Origin of the sequence: Kitasatospora sp. NRRL B-11411 (assembly GCF_000721345.1) — a bacterium.
GTDB classification, from domain to species: Bacteria; Actinomycetota; Actinomycetes; order Streptomycetales; family Streptomycetaceae; genus Kitasatospora; species Kitasatospora cineracea.
In genome coordinates, this window is record NZ_JOGH01000005.1 from 67,792 (window position 1) to 88,310 (window position 20,519).

Annotated in this window: 14 protein-coding genes; 11 read left to right on the forward strand and 3 right to left on the reverse strand. The window is 74.2% G+C overall.

From position 1 onward, the window contains the following. Positions 1–42 precede the first annotated feature (42 nt). The 8 genes from IH44_RS0104140 to IH44_RS46205 all read left to right on the forward strand — a co-directional run bounded on the left by IH44_RS0104140 (position 43) and on the right by IH44_RS46205 (position 9,619). On the forward strand, positions 43–273 hold the full coding sequence (locus IH44_RS0104140; RefSeq protein ID WP_030458005.1) for a hypothetical protein: 231 nt from the start codon (positions 43–45) through the stop codon (positions 271–273). A 1-nt stretch (position 274) separates the two neighbouring features. Beyond that, positions 275–841 (forward strand): Clp protease N-terminal domain-containing protein, encoded by a 567-nt coding sequence (locus IH44_RS0104145; RefSeq protein ID WP_030458006.1) that lies wholly within the window; start codon positions 275–277, stop codon positions 839–841. Between the two features lie 183 nt (positions 842–1,024). Next, complete coding sequence (locus IH44_RS0104150; RefSeq protein ID WP_030458007.1) at positions 1,025–2,398, forward strand: ABC transporter substrate-binding protein; 1,374 nt, start codon at positions 1,025–1,027, stop codon at positions 2,396–2,398. A gap of 69 nt (positions 2,399–2,467) precedes the next feature. Further along, a complete protein-coding gene (locus tag IH44_RS0104155; RefSeq protein WP_030458008.1) occupies positions 2,468–3,493 on the forward strand; it encodes a carbohydrate ABC transporter permease in 1,026 nt (341 codons plus the stop codon). Continuing rightward, positions 3,490–4,464: a carbohydrate ABC transporter permease gene (locus IH44_RS0104160; protein ID WP_051816535.1), complete on the forward strand. Its 975-nt coding sequence runs from the start codon at positions 3,490–3,492 to the stop codon at positions 4,462–4,464. The genes IH44_RS0104155 and IH44_RS0104160 overlap by 4 nt, the downstream gene beginning before the upstream one ends. Before the next feature lie 301 nt (positions 4,465–4,765). Then, positions 4,766–7,879, forward strand: a complete 3,114-nt coding sequence (locus tag IH44_RS49320; protein ID WP_157852092.1) for an Ig-like domain-containing protein — start codon at positions 4,766–4,768, stop codon at positions 7,877–7,879. Positions 7,880–8,130: 251 nt separating this feature from the next. Beyond that, positions 8,131–8,814, forward strand: a complete 684-nt coding sequence (locus IH44_RS0104170) for a ribonuclease HII (protein WP_030458011.1) — start codon at positions 8,131–8,133, stop codon at positions 8,812–8,814. Positions 8,815–9,097: 283 nt separating this feature from the next. After that, positions 9,098–9,619 (forward strand): hypothetical protein, encoded by a 522-nt coding sequence (locus tag IH44_RS46205; RefSeq protein WP_157852094.1) that lies wholly within the window; start codon positions 9,098–9,100, stop codon positions 9,617–9,619. Between the two features lie 157 nt (positions 9,620–9,776). Here IH44_RS46205 and IH44_RS0104180 read toward each other — a convergent pair whose 3' ends face one another. Both IH44_RS0104180 and IH44_RS0104185 read right to left on the reverse strand, forming a co-directional pair. Then, complete coding sequence (locus tag IH44_RS0104180) at positions 9,777–10,463, reverse strand: hypothetical protein (protein ID WP_232794818.1); 687 nt, start codon at positions 10,461–10,463, stop codon at positions 9,777–9,779. Between the two features lie 418 nt (positions 10,464–10,881). Then, on the reverse strand, positions 10,882–13,077 hold the full coding sequence (locus IH44_RS0104185; RefSeq protein ID WP_030458014.1) for a RecQ family ATP-dependent DNA helicase: 2,196 nt from the start codon (positions 13,075–13,077) through the stop codon (positions 10,882–10,884). Between the two features lie 206 nt (positions 13,078–13,283). On the opposite strand from IH44_RS0104185, the gene IH44_RS0104190 reads away from it, so the two are divergent. After that, positions 13,284–14,852 carry a DUF4192 domain-containing protein gene (locus IH44_RS0104190; protein ID WP_051816537.1) on the forward strand — a complete coding sequence of 523 codons (1,569 nt, stop codon included), beginning with the start codon at positions 13,284–13,286 and terminating at the stop codon, positions 14,850–14,852. Between the two features lie 37 nt (positions 14,853–14,889). Here IH44_RS0104190 and IH44_RS0104195 read toward each other — a convergent pair whose 3' ends face one another. Next, positions 14,890–16,203: an alpha/beta fold hydrolase gene (locus IH44_RS0104195; RefSeq protein ID WP_030458016.1), complete on the reverse strand. Its 1,314-nt coding sequence runs from the start codon at positions 16,201–16,203 to the stop codon at positions 14,890–14,892. Positions 16,204–17,085: 882 nt separating this feature from the next. On the opposite strand from IH44_RS0104195, the gene IH44_RS49325 reads away from it, so the two are divergent. Both IH44_RS49325 and IH44_RS0104205 read left to right on the forward strand, forming a co-directional pair. Next, positions 17,086–19,542, forward strand: a complete 2,457-nt coding sequence (locus IH44_RS49325; protein WP_304414186.1) for a glycogen debranching N-terminal domain-containing protein — start codon at positions 17,086–17,088, stop codon at positions 19,540–19,542. A gap of 114 nt (positions 19,543–19,656) precedes the next feature. Then, on the forward strand, positions 19,657–20,415 hold the full coding sequence (locus tag IH44_RS0104205; RefSeq protein WP_030458018.1) for an NUDIX domain-containing protein: 759 nt from the start codon (positions 19,657–19,659) through the stop codon (positions 20,413–20,415). Positions 20,416–20,519 lie beyond the last annotated feature (104 nt).

Below are 20,519 nucleotides of genomic sequence, written 5' to 3' on the forward strand. Positions count from 1 at the left end.
CCATGGTTGACGCGAGCCGGCGTGTCAACCTATGTTGACACCATGAGCGAGACGACACGGCTCGCGGCCGACGCGAGCAGCGGCGACCCGGCCACCGGCCTGCGCGCCGTCCGGGCCCTGCGCGACCTGGCCGACCGGCTGGAGGACCTGCAGGTCGGCAACGCCCGGAACAAGGGCTGGTCCTGGCACGAGATCGCGGTCTGCCTGGGGGTCACCCGGCAGGCCGTGCACAAGAAGCACGCCCGACGGGCGGCCGGACGGGGAGGGGACTGACATGTTCGAACGGTTCGCGGAGGAGGCCCGCCGGGCGGTCGCGCTGGCCGGCACCGAGGCGCGGCGGATGCGCCACGACCACCTGGGCACCGAGCACCTGCTGCTCGGCCTGCTCGCCCAGCCGCAGGACCCGGCCGCCCGGGTGCTCGGCGGCTTCGGCCTCGACCTGGCCGGCGGGCGGCGCGCGGTGCTCCGCGCGCTGGGCGGCCCCGAGCCGGAGCGCGACGCCGCCGCGCTGGCCGCGATCGGCATCGACCTCGACGCGGTCCGCGCGGCCGTCGAGCACACCTTCGGCGCGGGCGCGCTGGACGCCCCGCTCCCGGCCCGCCGCCCCCGGTGGGGCGGGCCCCGGTTCACCGACCGCGGCCGGCGGGCGATGGTGCTGACGCTGCGCGCGGCCACCGGGCGGCGGGCCCGCCGGATCGAGACCGGCCACCTGCTGCTCGGCCTGCTCCGGGAGGGCGGCGGGGTGGCCGTCCGGGTGCTGCGCGACCAGGGCGTCGACCTGGCCGAACTGGAGCGGCGGACCGAGGCGTCGCTGGTGGGCGGGCTGCGGGAGGCCTCATAACACGGGGTGGTCACAACTGGGGCGCTGGCCGATGAAGGTCGAACGCGCTCCTTGGCTCGGGGGTACCGGTGGGTTAACGTCTTTGAGCCAGCGATCGCTGGGTACAGATCCACATCTCCGGTACAGCGCAGTGTTGTTCTGTCTTACGGCTGGCATGTCCATGCCCTGGCAAGGAGGACCGCATTGACCACCCCCGTGACCACTGGACGCCGTCGGCTGCTCGCCGTACCGGCCGTTCTGGCACTGGCCCTGACAGCCGCCTGCTCGAACAGCTCCTCCGGCGGCGGTGGCGGGGGCGGTTCCGCCGCCGCGCTGACCGGTGACTGCGCCAAGTACCAGGCGTACGCGGGCCACTCCGGCACCAAGGTGTCGATGTACGCCTCGATCCTCTCGCCGGAGTCGGACTCGCTCGAGAAGTCCTGGGCCGAGTTCAGCAACTGCACCGGCATCAAGATCGTCTACGAGGGCTCCAACGACTTCGAGTCCCAGCTCCCGGTCCGGGTGGCCGGCGGCAACGCCCCCGACCTGGCGATCATCCCGCAGCCGGGCCTGCTCGCCCAGATGGTGAAGTCCGGCAAGGTGGTCAAGCCGCCGCAGCAGACCGTCGACAACGAGAACAAGTGGTCGCCGGTCTGGAAGGAGTACGGGTCGGTCAACGGCACCTTCTACGCGGCGCCGATGAGCGCCAACATGAAGTCGCTGGTCTGGTACTCGCCCAAGGCGTTCAAGGCCGCCGGGTACGAAGTCCCGAAGACCTGGCAGGACCTGATCGCGCTCAGCGACAAGATCGCCCGGGCCGGCGGCGAGACGAAGCCCTGGTGCGGCGGCATCGGCTCCGGCACCGCCACCGGCTGGCCGGCCACCGACTGGCTGGAGGAGGTCGTCCTCGGCTCCTACGGCGGCGACGTCTACGACCAGTGGATCAGCCACAAGGTGAAGTTCTCCGACGAGAAGATCACCACCGCGATGAAGACCGTCGCCGACTGGATGCAGAACCCGGCCTGGGTGAACGCCGGCTTCGGCGACGTCAAGACGATCGCCACCACCACCTTCCAGGACGCCGGCACCCCGATCCTCAGCAACAAGTGCGCGATGCTCCAGCAGGCGTCCTTCTACCGCGCCCAGTGGCCCAAGGGCACCAGCATCGGGCCGGACGGCGACGTCTTCGCCTTCCACCTGCCCGCGGTGAACCCGCAGGTCACCAACCCGGTCGAGGGCGGCGGCGAGTTCCTGGCCGCGTTCTCCGACCGGCCCGAGGTGCAGGCCGTGCAGAACTACCTGTCCACCTCCGAGTGGGCCGGCAGCCGGGTCAAGGTCTCCCCGGGCTGGGTCTCCGCCAACCAGGGCGTGGACAAGAGCCTGTACACCGACCCGATCGACAAGCTCTCCGCCGAGTCGCTGACCGACCCCTCGGCCACCTTCCGGTTCGACGCCTCCGACCTGATGCCCGCCGCCGTCGGCTCGGGCGCCGAGTGGAAGGCGCTGACCGCCTGGTTCGCCGAGGGCCAGTCGATCCAGAAGACGGCCGCCGACATCGACGCCGCCTGGCCGCAGTAACCGGACGCCAACGGGCAGCGCGGGCCCACCCGCGCTGCCCTTCCCGTGCCCCGAGGAAGGATCCTCCGCATGCCCACCGATCCCCGGCTCGCCGGGCCGGCGCTCCACCTCGCCGACTCGCTGTGGCAGGACGCGGCGATCAAGTTCGGCAACACCGCGGGCGCCGTCCTGGGCTTCCTCGGCGTGCTGCTCGCCGTGTTCTTCGCGGCCGGCCGCGCCACCGGACGCTTCTCCCGACCGCTGGCCGTCGCCCTGATGCTCGGCCCGGCGGCCCTGCTGCTGATCATCGGCCTGGTGGTGCCGCTGCTGCGCACCGTCTACCTGAGCTTCTACGACGCCGACTCCGCCAAGTTCGTCGGCGGGAAGAACTACGGCTGGGCGGCGACCAGTTCGCAGATCCACGACGTGCTGCTGAACACCCTGCTCTGGCTGGTGGTCGCCCCGATCGCGGCCACCGGGCTCGGCCTGCTGCTGGCCCTGCTGGTCGACCGGATGCGCGGCCAGGCGGTCTACAAGTCGCTGATCTTCATGCCGATGGCGGTCTCGCTGGTGGCCGCCTCGCTGATCTTCAAGCTGCTGTACGAGTCGCGCGGCACCGGGCAGAACCAGGTCGGCCTGCTCAGTCAACTCGCCGTCGCGGTCGGCTGGGACGATCCGCCGAACTGGATCCTGAGCCAGCCGCTGAACAACTTCCTGCTGATGTCGGCCATGGTCTGGGTGCAGACCGGCTTCGCCATGGTGGTGCTGTCCGCCGCGATCAAGGCCATCCCGGACGAGATCACCGAGGCCGCCCGGCTCGACGGCGCCACCGGCGTGCGACTGTTCCTGCACGTCACGGTGCCGATGATCCGCACCACCCTGGTGGTGGTGCTCACCACCATCATGATCATCACGCTGAAGGCGTTCGACATCGTCCGCACCATGACCGGCGGCAACTTCGGCACCCAGGTGCTGGCCAACGAGATGTACTCGCAGAGCTTCGAGCAGTACAACTACGGCCGCGGCAGCGCCCTCGCGGTGATCCTCTTCCTCGCGGTGGCCCCCCTGGTGGTCTACAACATCGCCCTGCTGCGCAAGGAGCGTGCGACCCGATGAGCGCCGAGCCCACCCTCGACAAGGACGCCGGCCCCCGGCCCGGCAAGGCGGCCCGCCCGGACCTGCCGCCGGCCAAGGCGGTCCGCCGGGCGTTCAGCTCCCCGCTGGCCAGCGCCCTGGTGGTCGCCGTCACGGTGCTGTGGACGATCCCGACCGTCGGCCTGCTGGTCACCTCGCTGCGGCCCAAGCAGGACGTGGTCTCCTCCGGCTGGTGGGAGGCGTTCGTCCACCCCGACCTGGGGCTGGAGAACTACCGCTCGGTGCTGTTCGAGAACTCGTTCGGCACCTCCGGCGGCCTGATGCCGTACCTGGTCAACTCGGTGGCGATCGCCATCCCAGCGACGATCTTCCCGCTGGTGCTGGCCGCGATGGCGGCGTACGTGCTGGCCTGGGTGCGGTTCAAGGGCAGCGACACGCTCTTCTTCGTGGTCTTCGCGCTCCAGGTGGTGCCGCTGCAGATGTCGCTGATCCCGCTGCTGCGGCTGTTCTCCGGCGGCGCGCACCTCGGGTCGGTGACGGTGATCCCGGCGCTCGGCCTGAAGGACAGCTACCTGCCGGTCTGGCTGACGCACACCATGTTCGCGCTGCCGCTGGCGATCTTCCTGCTGCACAACTTCATCGCCCAGCTGCCGCGCGACCTGATGGAGGCGGCGGTGGTGGACGGGGCCTCGCACTTCAAGATCTTCCGGTCGATCGTGCTGCCGCTGAGCGCCCCGGCGCTGGCCTCGTTCGCCATCTTCCAGTTCCTGTGGGTGTGGAACGACCTGCTGGTGGCGCTCACCTTCGCCGGCGGCAACCCGACCGTGGCGCCGATCACCTCCCGGCTGGCCCAGCTGTCCGGGTCGGACAGCAGCCACTGGGAGCTGCTCAGCGCGGGCGCCTTCCTGTCGATGATCGTCCCGCTGGCGGTGTTCTTCGCCCTCCAGCGGTACTTCGTCCGCGGCCTGCTGGCGGGGTCGGTCAAGGGCTGAGCCGCCGATTGCGGACAAGTGTTGAACGCATGTGGAGGGCCCCCGGCACGCCGGGGGCCCTCCGGCGTTCCTCTCGGCGGCCCCGCTGCCGCCCCGCGCCCCTCCCGTCCCCCGCGCCCCTCCCGCCACCGCCGTTGAACGTGTGCAGACAGACCGATCGGATGCGGAGCGTCCCGCTCCTAGTTGGCCGGAACTCGTGGCTGTGATGTGAGGGTTCTGCGGACGAGGCGGATGCGGAGCCGGTAGGACGGAGGACGGCACTTCTGCCGTTCATCCGGTCATCCGACCTTGGGGGGTTGGCGTGAGGATCAGAAAACGAATCGCCGGGCTGATCGTGGGCCTGCTCGCGGCGAGCGGACTGATGGTGGCGCCCGCGGCACACGCGGACACCACCGCCGTCCTCGGCAACAACACCGTCGGCACCGCCACCGACTCCGGAGACTCCAACTACATCAACACCTCGCGCTTCGTGACCGGTGCCAGTGGCGGCACCGTCAACAGCGTCAGCGTGTACGTCGGCGCCGTCGGCGCCACGCCCAACGACCAGTACCAGGTCGCGGTCTACGGCGACGTGGCCGGCAAGCCCGGCCCGCTGCTCGGCTCCTCCGCCTCCGGCACGCTCACCGCGCACGCCTGGAACACCCTGCCGGTCACCGCGACGCTCGCCCCGAACACGCCGTACTGGCTGGCGTACAACTCCAACGGCGTCTCCGCCGCGGTCAACAACCTGAACTACTCCACCGGCGGCCAGAGCGGCTACTCCACCGGCGGCGCCGCCTTCGGCACCTGGCCCAGCAGCTTCGGCGCCGTCTCCACCGGCTCGCTCAACTACTCCATCTACGCCACCTACACGCCCTCCGGCGGCGGCACCGGCACCCCCGGCAGCGGCCCCGGCAACGAGGGCCCGATCCTGCTGGTCACCAACTCGGCGAACCCGTACACCACGTACTACGGCGAGATCCTCAAGGCCGAGGGCCTGAACTACTACAAGACCGCCGACCTGAGCACCGTCACCGCCGCCACCCTCAACTCGTACGACGTGGTGCTGCTGGCGGAGAACCAGCTGACGGCCGCCCAGAGCACCATGTTCAGCACCTGGGTGAACGGCGGCGGACGGCTGGTGGCGATGCGGCCCGACAAGCAGCTCGCCGGGCTGCTCGGCCTCACCGCGAGCACCGACACGCTCGCCGACAGCTACCTGAAGATCGACACCACCGCGGCGCCCGGCGCCGGACTGACCTCCGACACCATGGGCTTCCACGGCACCGCCGACAAGTACGCGCTCAACGGCGCCACCGCCGTCGCCACCCTGTACAGCGACACCGCGGTGGCCACCGCCAACCCGGCCGTCACGCTGCGCACCGTCGGCGCCGGCCAGGCCGCCGCGTTCACCTTCGACCTCGCCAAGTCCGTCGTGCAGACCCGCCAGGGCAACATCGCCTGGGGCGGCCAGCAGCGCGACAACGTCGACGGCATCGAGGCCAGCGAGATGTTCTTCGGCACCGGCGGACAGCTCAACTGGAACAACCTCGACAAGGCGCAGATCCCGATCGCCGACGAGCAGCAGCGCCTGCTCGCCAACCTGATCACCACCATGGACGCGGCCAAGAAGCCGCTGCCGAAGTTCTGGTACTTCCCGCGGGACGTCAAGGCCGTCGTGGTGATGACCGGCGACGACCACGGCATCGGCGGCACCACGGGCCGCTTCGACGGCTACGTCGCGCAGAGCCCGGCCGGCTGCAACGTCGCCAACTGGGAGTGCGTGCGCGCCTCGTCCTACGTCTACACCGACGACCCGATGACCGACGCCCAGGCCAAGGCCTACTCCGACCAGGGCTTCGAGATCGGCACGCACGTCACCACCAACTGCACCCCCTGGGGCACCCCCGCCGACCTGCAGAACATCTACACCACCCAGATCGGCGCCTGGAAGGCCAAGTACCCCTCGCTGCCCAACCCGGACAGCACCCGCACCCACTGCGTCGAGTGGGACGACTGGGCGACCCAGGCCAAGACCAAGCTCGCCAACGGCATCCGGCTGGACACCGACTACTACTACTACCCGGCCAGCTTCGTGCAGGACCGGCCCGGCTACTTCAACGGCACCGGCCTGCCGATGAAGTACGCGGACAGTGACGGCAGCACCATCAACGAGTACCAGGCCACCACCCAGCTCACCGACGAGTCCGGGCAGTCCATGCCCTCCACCGTCAACACGCTGCTGGACAACGCCTACAACGCCAAGGGCTACTACACCGTCCTGACCGCCAACATCCACACCGACTACGCCGCCTCCACCGCCTCCGACCAGGTCATCGCCTCGGCCAAGGCGCACGGCACCCCGGTGGTCTCCGGCCGCCAGCTGCTGAACTGGCTGGACGCCCGCAACGGCTCCGCGTTCTCCGGCATGGCCTGGACCAGCAACGCGCTGAGCTTCAGCATCACCGGCGGCGCCAACGGCCTGCGCGCCATGGTCCCGCTCACCTCCTCGGTCGGCACGCTGACCGGCATCAAGCAGGGCGCCACCGCCGTCAACTACCGCATCGAGACCATCCACGGCATCGCCTACGCCTTCTTCGACGGCAACGTCGGCTCCTACACCGCGACGTACGGCACGGACACCACCCCGCCGACCGTCACCGGCTCGGTGCCCGCCAACGGCGCCACCGGCGTCGCGGCCACCGCCCCGGTGAAGGCCTCGTTCAGCGAGCCCGTCCAGGCGAGCACCGTCAACGGCACCAACGTCACCCTGAAGACCACCGCCGGCGCCACCGCGGTGCCCGGCACCGTCGCCCTGGACGCGGCCACCAACACCGTCACCTTCACCCCGACCGCCGCGCTCTCGCTCAGCACCGGCTACACGCTGAGCGTCGCCAACGTGAAGGACCTGGCCGGCAACACCCAGGCCGCGGCCTACACCGCCGCCTTCACCACCGCCGGGGCGCCGCCGCAGACCATCGGCAACAACGCGGTCGGCACCCAGCTCGACGACACCGACTCCAACCACCTCAACGGCTCCAAGATCACCACCGGGGCCACCGCCATCGCGCTGACCTCGCTCAACGTGCACACCGGGCAGGCCAGCGCGGCACCCAACAACCAGTTCCAGATCGCCGTCTACAGCGACAACGCCGGCTCGCCCGACGCCCTGCTGGCCACCAGCTCGGCCGGCACGCTGAACGCCAACGCCTGGAGCAGTGCGCCGATCACCTACACGCTGGCCCCCAACACCACCTACTGGCTGGTCTACAACTCCAACGGCACCAGCTCCACCGTCAACAACATGCACTACAGCTCGGGCCCGGCCGGCTCGGGCGTCTACAGCAGCGCCTCCGTCCCGTTCGGGACCTTCCCGGCCGCCTTCGGCACCGCCGTGAAGGACAACCTGGTGTACTCGCTGTACGGCACCTACTGAGCCCGCGGGCGGGGTGGCGCCCCTCTCCCTGACGGATCGTCACCCTGCCCTGCCGGTACGCCGGTTGCCTCATGCCCCCCGGCCGCCGAGCGGGCGCCGCCGGGGCGGCCCGGCTCGCGGTCGCGCGGCCCGGGCCGCCCCGGCGGTCCGGACGGGCGGCGGCGTACGCTGAAGGGGAACCGGGAGCGGCCGTCCACGCCCTCCCGGCCGCCCCACGCTGCCCCACCCTGCTCCAGTGAACGGAACCACCGATGCCCTACGACCCCCCGACGCACGCGGTCGAGCGCTCCCTGCACCAGGCCGGGGCCCGCCTGGTGGTCGGGCTGGACGAGGTCGGCCGGGGCGCCTGGGCCGGGCCGGTCATGGTCGGCGCGGCCGTCACCGGACTGCGCCGCCCGCCCGAGGGGCTGACCGACTCCAAACTGCTCACCGAGCGTCGCCGGACCGCGCTCGCCCCGGTCCTGGCGGAGTGGGTGACGGCGCACGCGATCGGCGCCGCCTCCGCCCGGGAGTGCGACGACCTCGGCATGACCGCCGCGCTCCGGCTGGCCGCCGTCCGCGCCCTGGAGGCGCTCCCGGTGCGGCCCGACGCGGTGATCCTGGACGGCAAGCACGACTACCTGGGCGGCCCCTGGAAGGTCCGCACCGTGATCAAGGGCGACCAGTCCTGCGTCTGCGTCTCCGCCGCCTCGGTGCTGGCGAAGGTCCGGCGGGACGCGCTGATGGCCGAACTCGGCTCGGACCACCCGGAGTTCGCCTTCGGGGAGAACGCCGGCTACCCCTCGCCCACGCACCGCGCCGCCCTGGAGGAACTCGGCCCCACCGAGCACCACCGGCTCTCCTGGTCCTACCTGGACGCGCTGCCGCGCTGGAGCCACCTCAAGCGCTCGCGCGTCCCGGTCGACACCGGCGAGCAACTCTCCCTGGGCTTCTGAACACCGCCTGAACACCGCCGGCACCGCCTGAACACCGTCGGCACCGTCGGCGCCGCCGGAATCCTGACGGTTCGTCAGGATTCACCCACCGGTCACCCCAGCGTCGCCGCGGGGGCCCGTACGGCGCGCCAGACTTCCAAGTGGTGGGGTGCCCGTGCGCATCCGACCGGCATTTGATAGGAATCCGGGTATGCCTGTCTTCCCCGAGGAGCCGGAGATTCACGAGACGATCCCGGGCCCCGGCGTTCCCCTTCCCCACAAGTCGGACGCACCTGCCCCCCGTATGCCTTCCTCCACCGCCGTCGCCGCTCCGGTCCCGGGCCCCCGCCCCGGTCCGCCGCGTCCCGCCCCGCCCCGTGCCGACCGTCCGGTTCCCGGACCGCGGCCCCCGGCCCGCCCCAAGTCCGCCCCCGCGCCGCGCCCCGGCCGACCGGACGTCCAACTCCTGCCCGCCGCCGCAGCCGAGGCGATCGACCGTGCCGACGAGGCCGTCGACGCCCTGCTGGAGTCCGGCCGCCGCCCCGGCGACGTGCTGGTCCTCACGGTCGGCGAGGCGCACCCCTGGCAGGAGCACGAGCTCAGCTTCGGTGAGGAGCGCTACTGGGCGCAGCTCACCGACGGCGGCGACGTGTTCTACGCCGACGCCGCCGCGACGCGCCCGCTCCGCCGGGACGTGGTGGTCCTGGTGGTGAACGAGGGCCGCTCGGAGCGGGTGGTCGCTGCGGCGCGCAAGGCGCTGGAGCGGGCCGCGAAGCTCCTGGTGGTCTGCGGCGAGACGGACACCGTCGCCCCGCTGTTCGCCTGAGCACCCCTCCTGCCGACGCCCGTCCCTTCGCTGTCGCCCGCCCGGCCGGGCCCGTCCGCGGTGCCTTCCGGCACGGCGGGCGGGCCCGGTCGGACGGGCGCGTCCGCTTTCCCGCGGCGTCGTCCGGGTTCCCCGCGCCCGGTGCGCGCCGTCCGCTTCAGCGGGCGGCGGTGCGGCGCACGCTCCGGCCGTCGTGGACGCCCTCCAGCGCGCGGATCGCGCTCAGCGAGGTGACCGGGGCGACCGCGGGCTGCTGGGGGAGCGGCGGTTCGGCCGCCGCGGCCGGCACCCCGCGCGGCAGGCGCGGCGGCAGTTCGGTGACGGTGTGGACCGGGCCGAGCTCCCACGAACCGGAGTGCGGGTTGCGCCCGCGCCGGCCGTCGCCGAGCGACTGCCAGCCGGCCGGCGTGAGCGTCAGGTACGGGCCGCAGCGCAGTCCGTGCAGTTCGGCGGCGGCGCGCAGCGCCCACATCCAAGCGCCGTCCTGCTCGGTCCAGTCCGGGCCGCCCTCGCGGCAGCGCAGCAGCACGGCGGTGCGGCTGGGGTGGGACCGCTTCAGGTCGTGCGGGGTGACCCGGCGCAGGTGGCCGAGCAGCGCGTTGCGGTGGTCCCACCCGTCGTCGAACTGCGGCCTGACCCCGAACGAGGCGGAGGCCACCACCCGGTTCTCGGCGTTCAGCACCGCGACCACCGTGGTTCCCGGCTGCGGGAGGTGCCGCCGGTGGAGCTCGGTGACGAACTCCCGGGGTGCCCGCAGCAGCGGCACGCCGTAGCTCTCCCACTCCGGCAGGGTGACGGTCCGGTGGCTGTCGTGGCGGGAAGGGCCTCGGTCGGTGCCGTTGATCACGATCCTCCTTCCCGAGCCCGCGCCCCCTGGAGCGCGCGAGCGTACGCCGAAGGCCGGGTCCGACGGACCGGGCACTGGATACCTTCCAATTCTCGGACGAGAGCACTCCGAGCGGCAATGATGAAATGACGAACGCGGCCCGAAAACCGCGCTTCTGCCGGATATGTTCCACGCTCCCCACAGGGCCATTCGACTGACGGTCCGGTGAGCACCGGGTGTACGGCCTGAAACGTTCCGGTGTACGCCTTCTGGCGCGCGGCCCGGATGGCGGGGGCGGCTGCTCAGGGGGCGGTGGCTCCGAGGACGGTGGCTCCGAGGACGGTGGCTCAGGGGCGGATACCGCCAGGGTCGGCATCCTCGGGGCTGGTACCTCCGGGGTCGGCGCTCACGGGGCCGGTGCTTCCGGGGCGGGGCCTCACCCCCGGACGGCGAGGACGAGCGGGAGCACCGCGGTGGCGCCGGCCTGGCGGAGCAGGCGGGCGGCGACCGTCAGCGTCCAGCCCGAATCCACCAGGTCGTCGACCAGCAGGACCGGTCCGGGCGCGGCGGCCAGCGCGTCGGCCAGGCCGGGGGAGAGGGTGAGCGCCCCGGCGACCGAGCGCAGCCGCTGGGCGCTGTTGCTGCGCGGGCCGTGCGGCGGTTCCCCGGTCGCGTACTCGACCCGGCCGAGCAGTGGCATCCGCCCGATCGAGGCCAGGCCGCCGGCCAGGTCGGAGAGCAGCCGGGGGCGGGTGGCGGAGTCGAGCGCGACGACCCCGACCGGGCGGTCGAGCCGCTGGCCGTCCGCCCCGGCCGGCCCGGCCCAGCCGCCGGGGCCGCGGGCCCAGTCCGCCACCACCCCGACCATCGCGTCCAGCACCTCGCGCGGCAGCGGCCCGTCCGGGGAGCGTTCGTCTAGCAGCGAGCGCAGCCGGCCGCCCCAGCCGATGTCGGACAGCCGGCCCAGGGCGCGCCCCGGCTCGGCCTGCTGGGCGGCGGGGATCCGGCCCTTGAGCGGGATGCCCAGGGACTCCATGCCGGTGGGCCACATCCGCCGGGTCTCGAAGGAGACGCCGGGGCGGCCGAGGGCGGCCCGGGCCGCGTCCAGCGCCCCGGCGGAGACCTCGGCGGAGTGCCGGGGCGGGGTGCAGCGGTCGCACCGGCCGCACGGGGCCGCCTCGGGGTCGTCGAGCTGGCGGCGCAGGAACTCCATCCGGCAGCCCTCGGTGGCCACGTACTCCCGCATCGCCTGCTGCTCGGCCTCCCGGGCCCGGGCGACCTTGGCGTACCGCGCGGCGTCGTACTGCCACGGCTCGCCGGTGGCCTCCCAGCCGCCGCGCACCCGGCGGACCGCGCCGTCCACGTCGAGCACCTTGAGCATGGTCTCCAGCCTGGTGCGGCGGAGGTCGACCGAGGTCTCCAGGGCGGCGGTGGAGAGCGGGCGGCCCGCCTCGGACAGCGCGTCCAGGGTGCGGCGGACCTGCTCCTCGGCGGGGAAGCCGACCGAGGCGAAGTACCGCCAGATCGCCTCGTCCTCCCGGCCGGGGAGCAGCAGCACCTCGGCCCGGTCCACCCCGCGGCCGGCCCGGCCGACCTGCTGGTAGTAGGCGATCGGGGAGCTCGGCGAGCCGAGGTGCACCACGAAGCCGAGGTCCGGCTTGTCGAAGCCCATGCCGAGCGCGGAGGTGGCGACCAGCGCCTTGACCCGGTTGGCCAGCAGCGCCGACTCGGCCTCGCGGCGCTCGGCGTCCTCGGTCCGCCCCGAGTAGGAGGCGACCTGGTACCCGCGCCCGCGCAGGAACTCGGTGACCTCCTCGGCGGCGGCCACCGTGAGGGTGTACACGATGCCGGAGCCCGGGAGGTCGGGCAGGTGGTCGGCGAGCCAGGCCAGCCGGTGCGCCGGGTCGGGCAGCGGCAGCACCGCCAGGCTGAGGCTCTCCCGGTCCAGCGGCCCGCGCAGCACCAGGGCCTGCTCGTCGCCCGCGCCGGTGCCGAGCTGCTCCGCGACGTCCGCGGTGACCCGGGCGTTCGCGGTCGCCGTGGTCGCCAGCACCGGGACGCCGGGGGAGAGCTCGGCCAGCATGGTGCGCAGCCGCCGGTAGTCGGGCCGGAAGTCGTGGCCCCAGTCGGAGATGCAGTGCGCCTCGTCCACCACCAGCAGGCCGGTGGAGGCGGCGAGCTTGGGCAGCACGTGGTCGCGGAAGTCCGGGTTGTTCAACCGCTCCGGGCTGACCAGGAGGACGTCGACCAGGCCGTCGGCGACCTCCTGCTGGATCTCCGACCACTCCTCCGGGTTGGCCGAGTTGATCGTCCGGGCGCGGATGCCGGCCCGGGCGGCCGAGTCGACCTGGTTGCGCATCAGGGCGAGCAGCGGGGAGACGATCACCGTCGGTCCGGCGCCGCGGGCGCGCAGCAGCGCCGTGGCGATGAAGTAGACGGCGGACTTGCCCCAGCCGGTGCGCTGCACGACCAGGGCGCGGCGGCTGTCCACCACCAGCGCCTCGATGGCCTTCCACTGGTCCTCGCGCAGGGCCGCGCCGGGGCCGGCGAGGTCGCGCAGCACGGCTTCCGCGGCGGCCCGGACGGCGGCGCGGTCGGCGGGGGTGGTCGGGTGGAGCTCGCGCGTCTGCATGGGGTCATGGATACCGTGCGGCACGGACGGACCGCGAATGACAGGCTGTGGACAGGGTGGCGTTCATCGGTTGATAGGTCGTCAAATCGCTGTTATCGCCCAGAAATCCGGTCCATTCGGGGGAGGAGATGCTGAACCCCCCGACTTATCCACAGGGTCGGGCGAATTATCCGCAACCGGGTGCGATCGGGTCCAAGCTTTCCGCCATGACCGCAGACGACCGCACCACCACCCCCGCCCCGCGCCCCGGCCACCTCCCGGTCCGGCTGCGCGGCCCCGCCGACATGGCGGAGATGCTCCCCTACCTGCTGGGCTTCTTCCCCGACGACAGCATCGTCGCGGTGGGCCTGCAGGGCAGCGGGCTCGACCAGGGCGGCGTGATCCGGATCGACATCCCGGACGACCCGGCCCACTGGGAGCGGACCGCCGCGGAGGCCGCCCGGCTCCTGGTCGAGCTGTCCGAACAGCGCGACCGCCGCCCCGTCCAAGTCCTGCTGTACCTGTGCCGGGATCCCGACCCGGGTGCCCGCGCGCCCGAGGGCGGGCACGCCGTGCTGGAGCGGCTCCGCCCGCTGGCCGACGCGCTCGCCCGGGCCTTCCGCGGCGAGCAGGTGGCCGTCAAGGAGTCGCTGTGCGTCTCCGCCGGCCGCTGGTGGTCCTTCCTGTGCACCGGAGCCGACTGCTGCCCGCCGGGCGGCACTCCGGTCCGGGAGGCCCGCCACCCCAGCCCGCTCGCCGTGGCGGCCACCTACGCGGGGCTCGCCCCGCGGGGCAGCCGCAAGGCGATCGTGGCCGGGCTGGCCCCGGTCGGCCCCCCGCTCTCCGAGGTGCAGCGCCGCGCCCTGGAGGACGCCGGGCCGCCCTTCATCCGCGAACTGGCCGGCCCCGGCGGCCGGACCGCGGCGGTCGGGCGCACCGCCGGGCTGATCGCCGAGGCGATGGCCGAATTCCAGTCCGGGGCGCGCGAGTTGGACGCTGCGCGGACCGCCAGGCTGCTGATCGGCATGCAGGACAAACTCGGCCGGGACCGCGCCGCCGAGTACGCCGAACCGGACGAGCTCGGCACCGCCCAGCGGCTGTGGCGGTTCCTGGTCCAACGCTGCGTCGACCCGTTCGAACACCTCGCCGCTCCGCCGATGACCCTGCTGGCCTGGACGTCCTGGCTGGCGGGAGACTCGGCCACGGCCCGGATCGTGCTGGCCAGGGCACTGGAGCTGGACCCCGGCTACACCCTGGCCCAACTCCTCTACGAATCACTGAACTCCGGCATCGCGCCGGAGTCCCTGCTCCGGGTGGTCCGCCGCGAACGCACCGCCCGCCTGCGGGACGCACCCGCCCCGCGCCCGGCGGCACCCCCGCCGCCGGCCGCGGCTGGTGCCGACACCGGAGGAACCGCCCCGGACGGTCCGGGCGAGGGCTTCGGGCACCGGGATCCGGACTCCGGGCCGGTCCTGCCGCCCACCGGAACCGGCCCCGCTCCGGAGCGCCCTGCACCTGGGCCCGCCCCCACCCCCGTGCCCGGGCCGAGGGCGGAACCGGCTCCGCTGCCGGAGCCGGGAGAGGCACCGGACGGGCCCGGGCCGGCGGAGGCCGACGAGCCGGGCGACGGCCGTCCGACCGACCCGCCTGCTCCGTCCACCCCCGCCGACGGGCCCCCGACAGTGGCCTGCCGGCCCGATCCGGGGCGGCGTCCGCGCCCCCACCGGTTCGTGCCGACGGGCATCCGCATCCGGCAGGTCCGGGCGCGCCGGGGCCGACACACGATCGGAGACTGACATGCGAACCCTCGACCCGCGGCTGCGGGACGGTCGGCTATACCTCGCCGCGCGCCATCCGGATCAGCCGGTCCAGCACCGTCCGGCCACTGGTCCGCACACCGTCGTGCTCCCACTCGTTGGTGATCCAGACCCGGGTGCCGGCCACCGCGTCCGCGGTCTCCAGCGAGTGCGCCGTGTCCACGTACATGTCGTCGTGGTACACCGCCGCGTACACCGGTACCTGGTTCGACGCCAGGCGCGGCAGGTCGTACAGGTCGGGCCAGTCGGTGCGCTCCGCCAGCAGCTGCGCCGTCTCGCGCAGCGGCCGCAGCGCCGGGTCGGTCTCGAACATCCAGGGGTGGATCATCTCGCCGGTCAGCAACACCGGCCCGTCCCCGGCCAGCGCCGCCTCGGCGTCGAACTCGGGGAACTCCTTGCGCACCCGTTCCGCCGACCAGTCGGTGGCCCCGGCGTCGACCGAGCGCTGCCCGTAGATCGACTCGTGCAGGACGGCGTACAGCGGGTTCTGGGCGAAGGACAGGTGCGACTGCGCCCCGGCCAGGAAGGTGTCGGAGAGCTCGGGTCCGTCCGCGCCCTCCACCCAGGCCTCCTCCAGCAGGTAGTGCAGGACGTAGGAGCCGGAGCCGCCGCCCAGCAGGATGCCCAGCGCCTGGAACGCCTGCACGGTCAGCGTGCCGCCGCCCGGCAGGGCCGCGGGCCGCTCGACCAGGTGCGCCGCGATTCGCCGTACCGCCGCCACGTCCTGGGGGAAGCGGGCGTAGTGGCCGGCGTTCTTGCGGGCGACGCGCGGGTAGGCCGCGCGGTAGACCTCGTCCGCCGAGCGGCGCAGGCCGGCCAGGCCGCCGGTGACGAAGGCCTCGCGCAGGTGCTCCGGGGCCAGCGAGAGGTAGGTCAGGGTGCAGAAGCCGCCGAAGCTCTGCCCCAGCAGGCTCCACTCGCCGTCCTCGCCAAGCAGCTGACGGCGGATCAGCTCGGCGTCCCGGACGATCGAGTCGGCCCGGAAGTGCGCCAGGTACTCGGCTTGTTGCCGGGCGTTGCCGCGCCGGGTCAGGGTCTGCCGGTTGGCGGGGGTGGAGCGGCCGGTGCCGCGCTGGTCCAGCAGCAGCACCCGGTAGTCGTCGAGCGCCCGGTCCAGCCAGCCGTCCCGGCCCATCGGGCGGTTCGCCTTCCCACCGGGGCCGCCCTGCAGGTACACCAGCCACGGCAGCTCGTCGTGCTCGCGTCCGGCGGCCACCACCTCGCGGGCGTAGACCTCGATCGACTCGCCACCGGGGGCACCGTGGTCCAGCGGCACCCGGAAGACGTGGTCGGTGGTGACGATTCCGGGGATGCGGCTGCGGGAGGACATGCAACTCCTAGGTGCGAGCTGGTCACAGGCTGGTCGCGGCGCCGAACGCCGGGGTCACCGGTGCGTCCGTCGCCGTCCTCGCACCGTATCCTGACGGCGGACAGGAGCCGCCGGGGGGCGGCCGCCACGTGCGGAGACCCTCGAACGGCACCACGACACAGCGGGCGCCCCGGGTGCCGGTCGCGGAGCGCCGAACCACCCACGGCTCGCGGCCGCCTCCGACCGGACGCCCGCCGGACGGGCGTGACCTGGGGCAGGTGTGGTGCGTTCAATCTGCAGAACGTCACCACCCGAACCGGCACCGCCGGGCCGACTGCGGCCGGGCCGACCGTGTCGGGCACCGGTCACGCGTCGTTCGACCCGGCGCGGCCGGCCCCCGGACGGCCCTGGCGTCCGGTCCGGGACACCACCCCGGCCGGGGCGGAGCACCGGCGGTCCGGTCAGATCCGAGTCGGAGCCGCGTGTTCCGGCGGCAGAGCAGCACAGTCCGCGATCGAGCACGCTCGCGGCCGACCGAGCCCGCAGCCCTCGGCCGGTCGGGGGGAGGAGAGCCCGGTGACCGACTCAAGGCCACCCCACGCAGCGCCCCAACCGCTGCCGCCCGTCAACCCGCCGACGTCCGGTGCCGCCGCCGCGCCACCGGCCCGGCCGGTCGGCCCTCCGACACCCCGTCAGGCCACGCCTCCCCACGGCACGCCCAACGGCTCTGCTCCAGGAACGCCCGGAGCGGGCCCGGCGGTTCCCGGCACCCCGGCCCACGGAGTTCCGGCCCACGGCGCCGCCGCGTACGGCACTCCCGCGTACGGCGTTCCCGCGTACGGCACTCCGACCCACGGCACTCCGGCCCACGGCACCCCCGCTTACGGCACGCCGCCGCACGGCATGCCGTCGGGCGCCGCCCACCCGGCGGCCCACCCGTACGCGCCCCCGGCCGCCACACCGCCGTACGGCACCCCCGCCGGCGGTGCGCCGTACGGGGGCGGCACCCCGCCGTACGGCACCGTGACGCGGCAGGGGCCGGGGCACCCGGCGGCCGGGCGGGGCGGGCCGGGCCCGCGCGCCGATCAGCCGGGGGCGCCGAGCGGGGCGCCCGCGGGCCGGTCCGAGCAGGTGGCGGGCGTGCCCGCGGCCGGTCCGGCCCGGCCGCCCGGCCAGGCGGCGCCGCCCCGGCCGCAGCCCTCCGCCGCGCACGACGTGCTGTGCGTCAACGCCCCCGGCATGGCCTCCTCCGGGCCGGACGGCCAGCTGCGGGGCCAGGGCATGCACGGCTTCTTCCGGCACGGGGTGCGCACCCTGGCCCGGATGGAGCTGCGGCTAGGCGGCATGGAGCCGCTCCCGCTCCAGGGCACCCTGACGTCCGCGGCGGCGGCCCGGTTCGTCGGCTCGGTCCGGGTGCCGGGAGACCTCGACCCGGACCCGGCGCTGACGGTCGAGCGGCTGCGGCACGCCGACGGCGCGGAGACCGTGACGGTCCGCAATACGGGCGCCCGGCCGGCCAGGCTCCCGCTGGAGATCGCGCTCGGCACCGACCTCGGCCTGCTCACCGACATCGCGGCGGGCCGCCGCTCGGCCGACCTGCCGGGCCAGGTCCAGTCGTCCGGCCTGCGCTGGGTCGGCCAGGGCCGGGCGGCGACCGTCAGCGCCCGGCCCTCGCCGCACGCGGTGCTGGCCGGAGCGGGCGTGCTGCGCTGGGACTTGGAGATCCAGCCCGGCGCCCGCTGGTCGGTCGAGCTCCGCGCCGAACTGGAGACCCCGTCGACGGGGCGGCCGCCGACCGGGCGCGGCCCCGGGGTGCCGCTGCCCTGGTCCGAGCCCGAGGTCCGGGCCGACGACCGCCGGGCCGCTCGCCTGGTCTCCCGCGCCCTGGATTCGCTGGGCGGCCTGCTGCTCGCCGACGCGGACCGCCCCACCGACCTCTACACCGCCTCGGGCGCACCCTGGCGCTTCGGCCTCACCGCCGCCGACGCGCTCTGGGCCGCCAGGATGACCCTGCCGCTCGGCACCCGGCTCGCCGCCGGCACCCTGCGGGCCGTCGCCCGCCGCCAGCACCAGGCGGCCCCGCCCGCCGCTCCCGCCCCGGCTCCCGCGCCCCGGCCCACCGACGCCACGCCGGGTGACGGGGCGTCAGCCCCGGAGAGTGCCGGAACCGGCGCGGCCGGTCCGGTGCCGGGGAGCGCCACCGGTCCGGCGGGCGGGCCGAACCCGTCCGCAGGCGAGGCCGGTCCGGCGGCGCAGACGATGGACGGGGTGATCCCCGGCCCGCTGCGGCACGGCGGGCCCGAACTCCCGGCCAGCTGCACCGCGACGGAGGCCACCCTGCTGTTCGTCACGGTGCTGGCGGAGGCCTGGCGCTGGGGCATGCCCCGGGCCGAGGTCGCCGAACTGCTGCCCGCGGCGGAGCGGGCCCTCGGCGCGCTGCGGTCCGCACTGGTGGAGGGGCCGGAGGGCCCGGTCGGGTTCGTCGCCGACTTCGGCCGGCCGGCGGAGGAGCGCGCCGCGCGCCCCGGCCCGGCCCGCTGCGAGGTCCAGGCCCAGGCCCACCGGGCGGCCCTCCAGGGCGCCGACCTGCTCGACGCCTTCGACCGGCCCGGCGGGGCACAGTGGCGGTCCTGGGCCGCCGAGTTGCGGGAACGGTTCCGCGAACAGTTCTGGATCGACGACCTGTCCGGCGGCCGTCCGGCCGCCGCCCTGCTGGCACCGGACCGGCCGGTGCCCGCCGTCGCCTCCACCCTGGTGCACCTCTTCGACCTGGGCCTGGCCGCCGAGGGCGAACTGCACGAGGGCCTGCTCGACCGGGAGCAGACCAGAGTGCTCGCCCAGCGCCTGGTGACGCCGGAGCTCGACTGCGGCTGGGGCCTGCGCACCCTGAGCGCGAAGTCCTCCCGCTTCAACCCGCTCGGCCACCGCAGCGGTGCGGTGCGGGTCCAGGAGACCGCGCTCGCGGTGAGCGGCCTGGTGGACGCCGGGTTCGAGCGGGAGGCCGAAATACTGCTGGAGGGCCTGCTGGAGGCGTCCGCGCACTTCGAGGGCCGCCTGCCGGAGATGTACGCCGGCGAGCAGAAGGTCGCCGACTGCCCGCCCGTCCCGCACCCGGCGGCCTGCCGCCCGGCCGGGGTCTCCGCGGCCGCCGCCGTGCACCTGGTCCTCTCGCTGGCGGGCGTCCGCCCCGACGTCCCGTCAGGCCGGGTGGCCACCCGCCCGGCGAGCACCGCCCCGCTGGGCGCACTGGAACTGACCGGCCTGCGGGTGGCCGGCGAGCCGTTCTCGGTCCGGGTCAGCCGGATCGGCGTCGCGGTCGTGGAGGAGGCGCCGTCGTTCCTGCAACTCGCCGCCGGCTGAACGCGGCCCCGCCGGGGCGGACGGCTTGGGAAGGACGGTCCGGGGCGGCCCGGAGAGAGGGGAAAGGCACCGTGGTCTGTGTTTATCGTCAGAGAGACGACTAAGATCGGCGGCATGTCGCGCTATGACCCGTCGGCCTTCCCCCCGTTCGCAGTCACGGTTGACCTGGTGGTGCTGACGGTGCGCGACCACGAGCTGTGCGCCCTGCTGGTGAAGCGCGGCGAGGCACCGTTCCAGGGCTACTGGGCACTGCCCGGCGGCTTCGTCCGGCTGGACGAGGGCCTGGCCGAGGCGGCGTCCCGCGAACTGGCGGAGGAGACCGGGCTGCGGGCGCAGTCGCTGCCGGGCAGCCTCCCGGCCGGACAGGCCCCCGCGGGCGCGCACCTGGAGCAGCTCGCCACCTACGGGCACCCGCAGCGGGACCCCCGGATGCGGGTGGTGAGCGTCGCCTACCTGGTCCTCGCCCCGGACCTGCCGTCGCCCCGCGCGGGCGGCGACGCCAGCAGCGCCCGGTGGGCGCCGGTGAGCGAACTGCTCGGCGAGGAGCGCAACGACGGCGTGCTGCTCGCGTTCGACCACGGGCAGATCCTGGCGGCCGGGGTGGAGCGCGCCCGCTCCAAGATCGAGTACTCCTCGCTGGCCACCGCCTTCTGCCCCCCGGAGTTCACCGTCGGCGAGCTGCGCCGGGTCTACGAGGCGGTCTGGGGCGTGGTGCTCGACCCGCGCAACTTCCACCGCAAGGTCACCGGCACCCCGGGCTTCCTGCTGCCCTCCGGCGGCACCACGACCCGTCAGGGCGGCCGCCCCGCCCAGCTGTTCACCGCGGGCGGCGCCACCGTCCTCAACCCCCCGATGCTGCGCCCCGAGTCCTGACCCCGGAGCCAGCCGCCCGCTGGCTCCGCGCCGGAACCGCGGCAGGACGGCCGGTTCCGACACCAAGGCCGTTGCTGCCGACGGGTGGTGACGGTCCGTGAGGA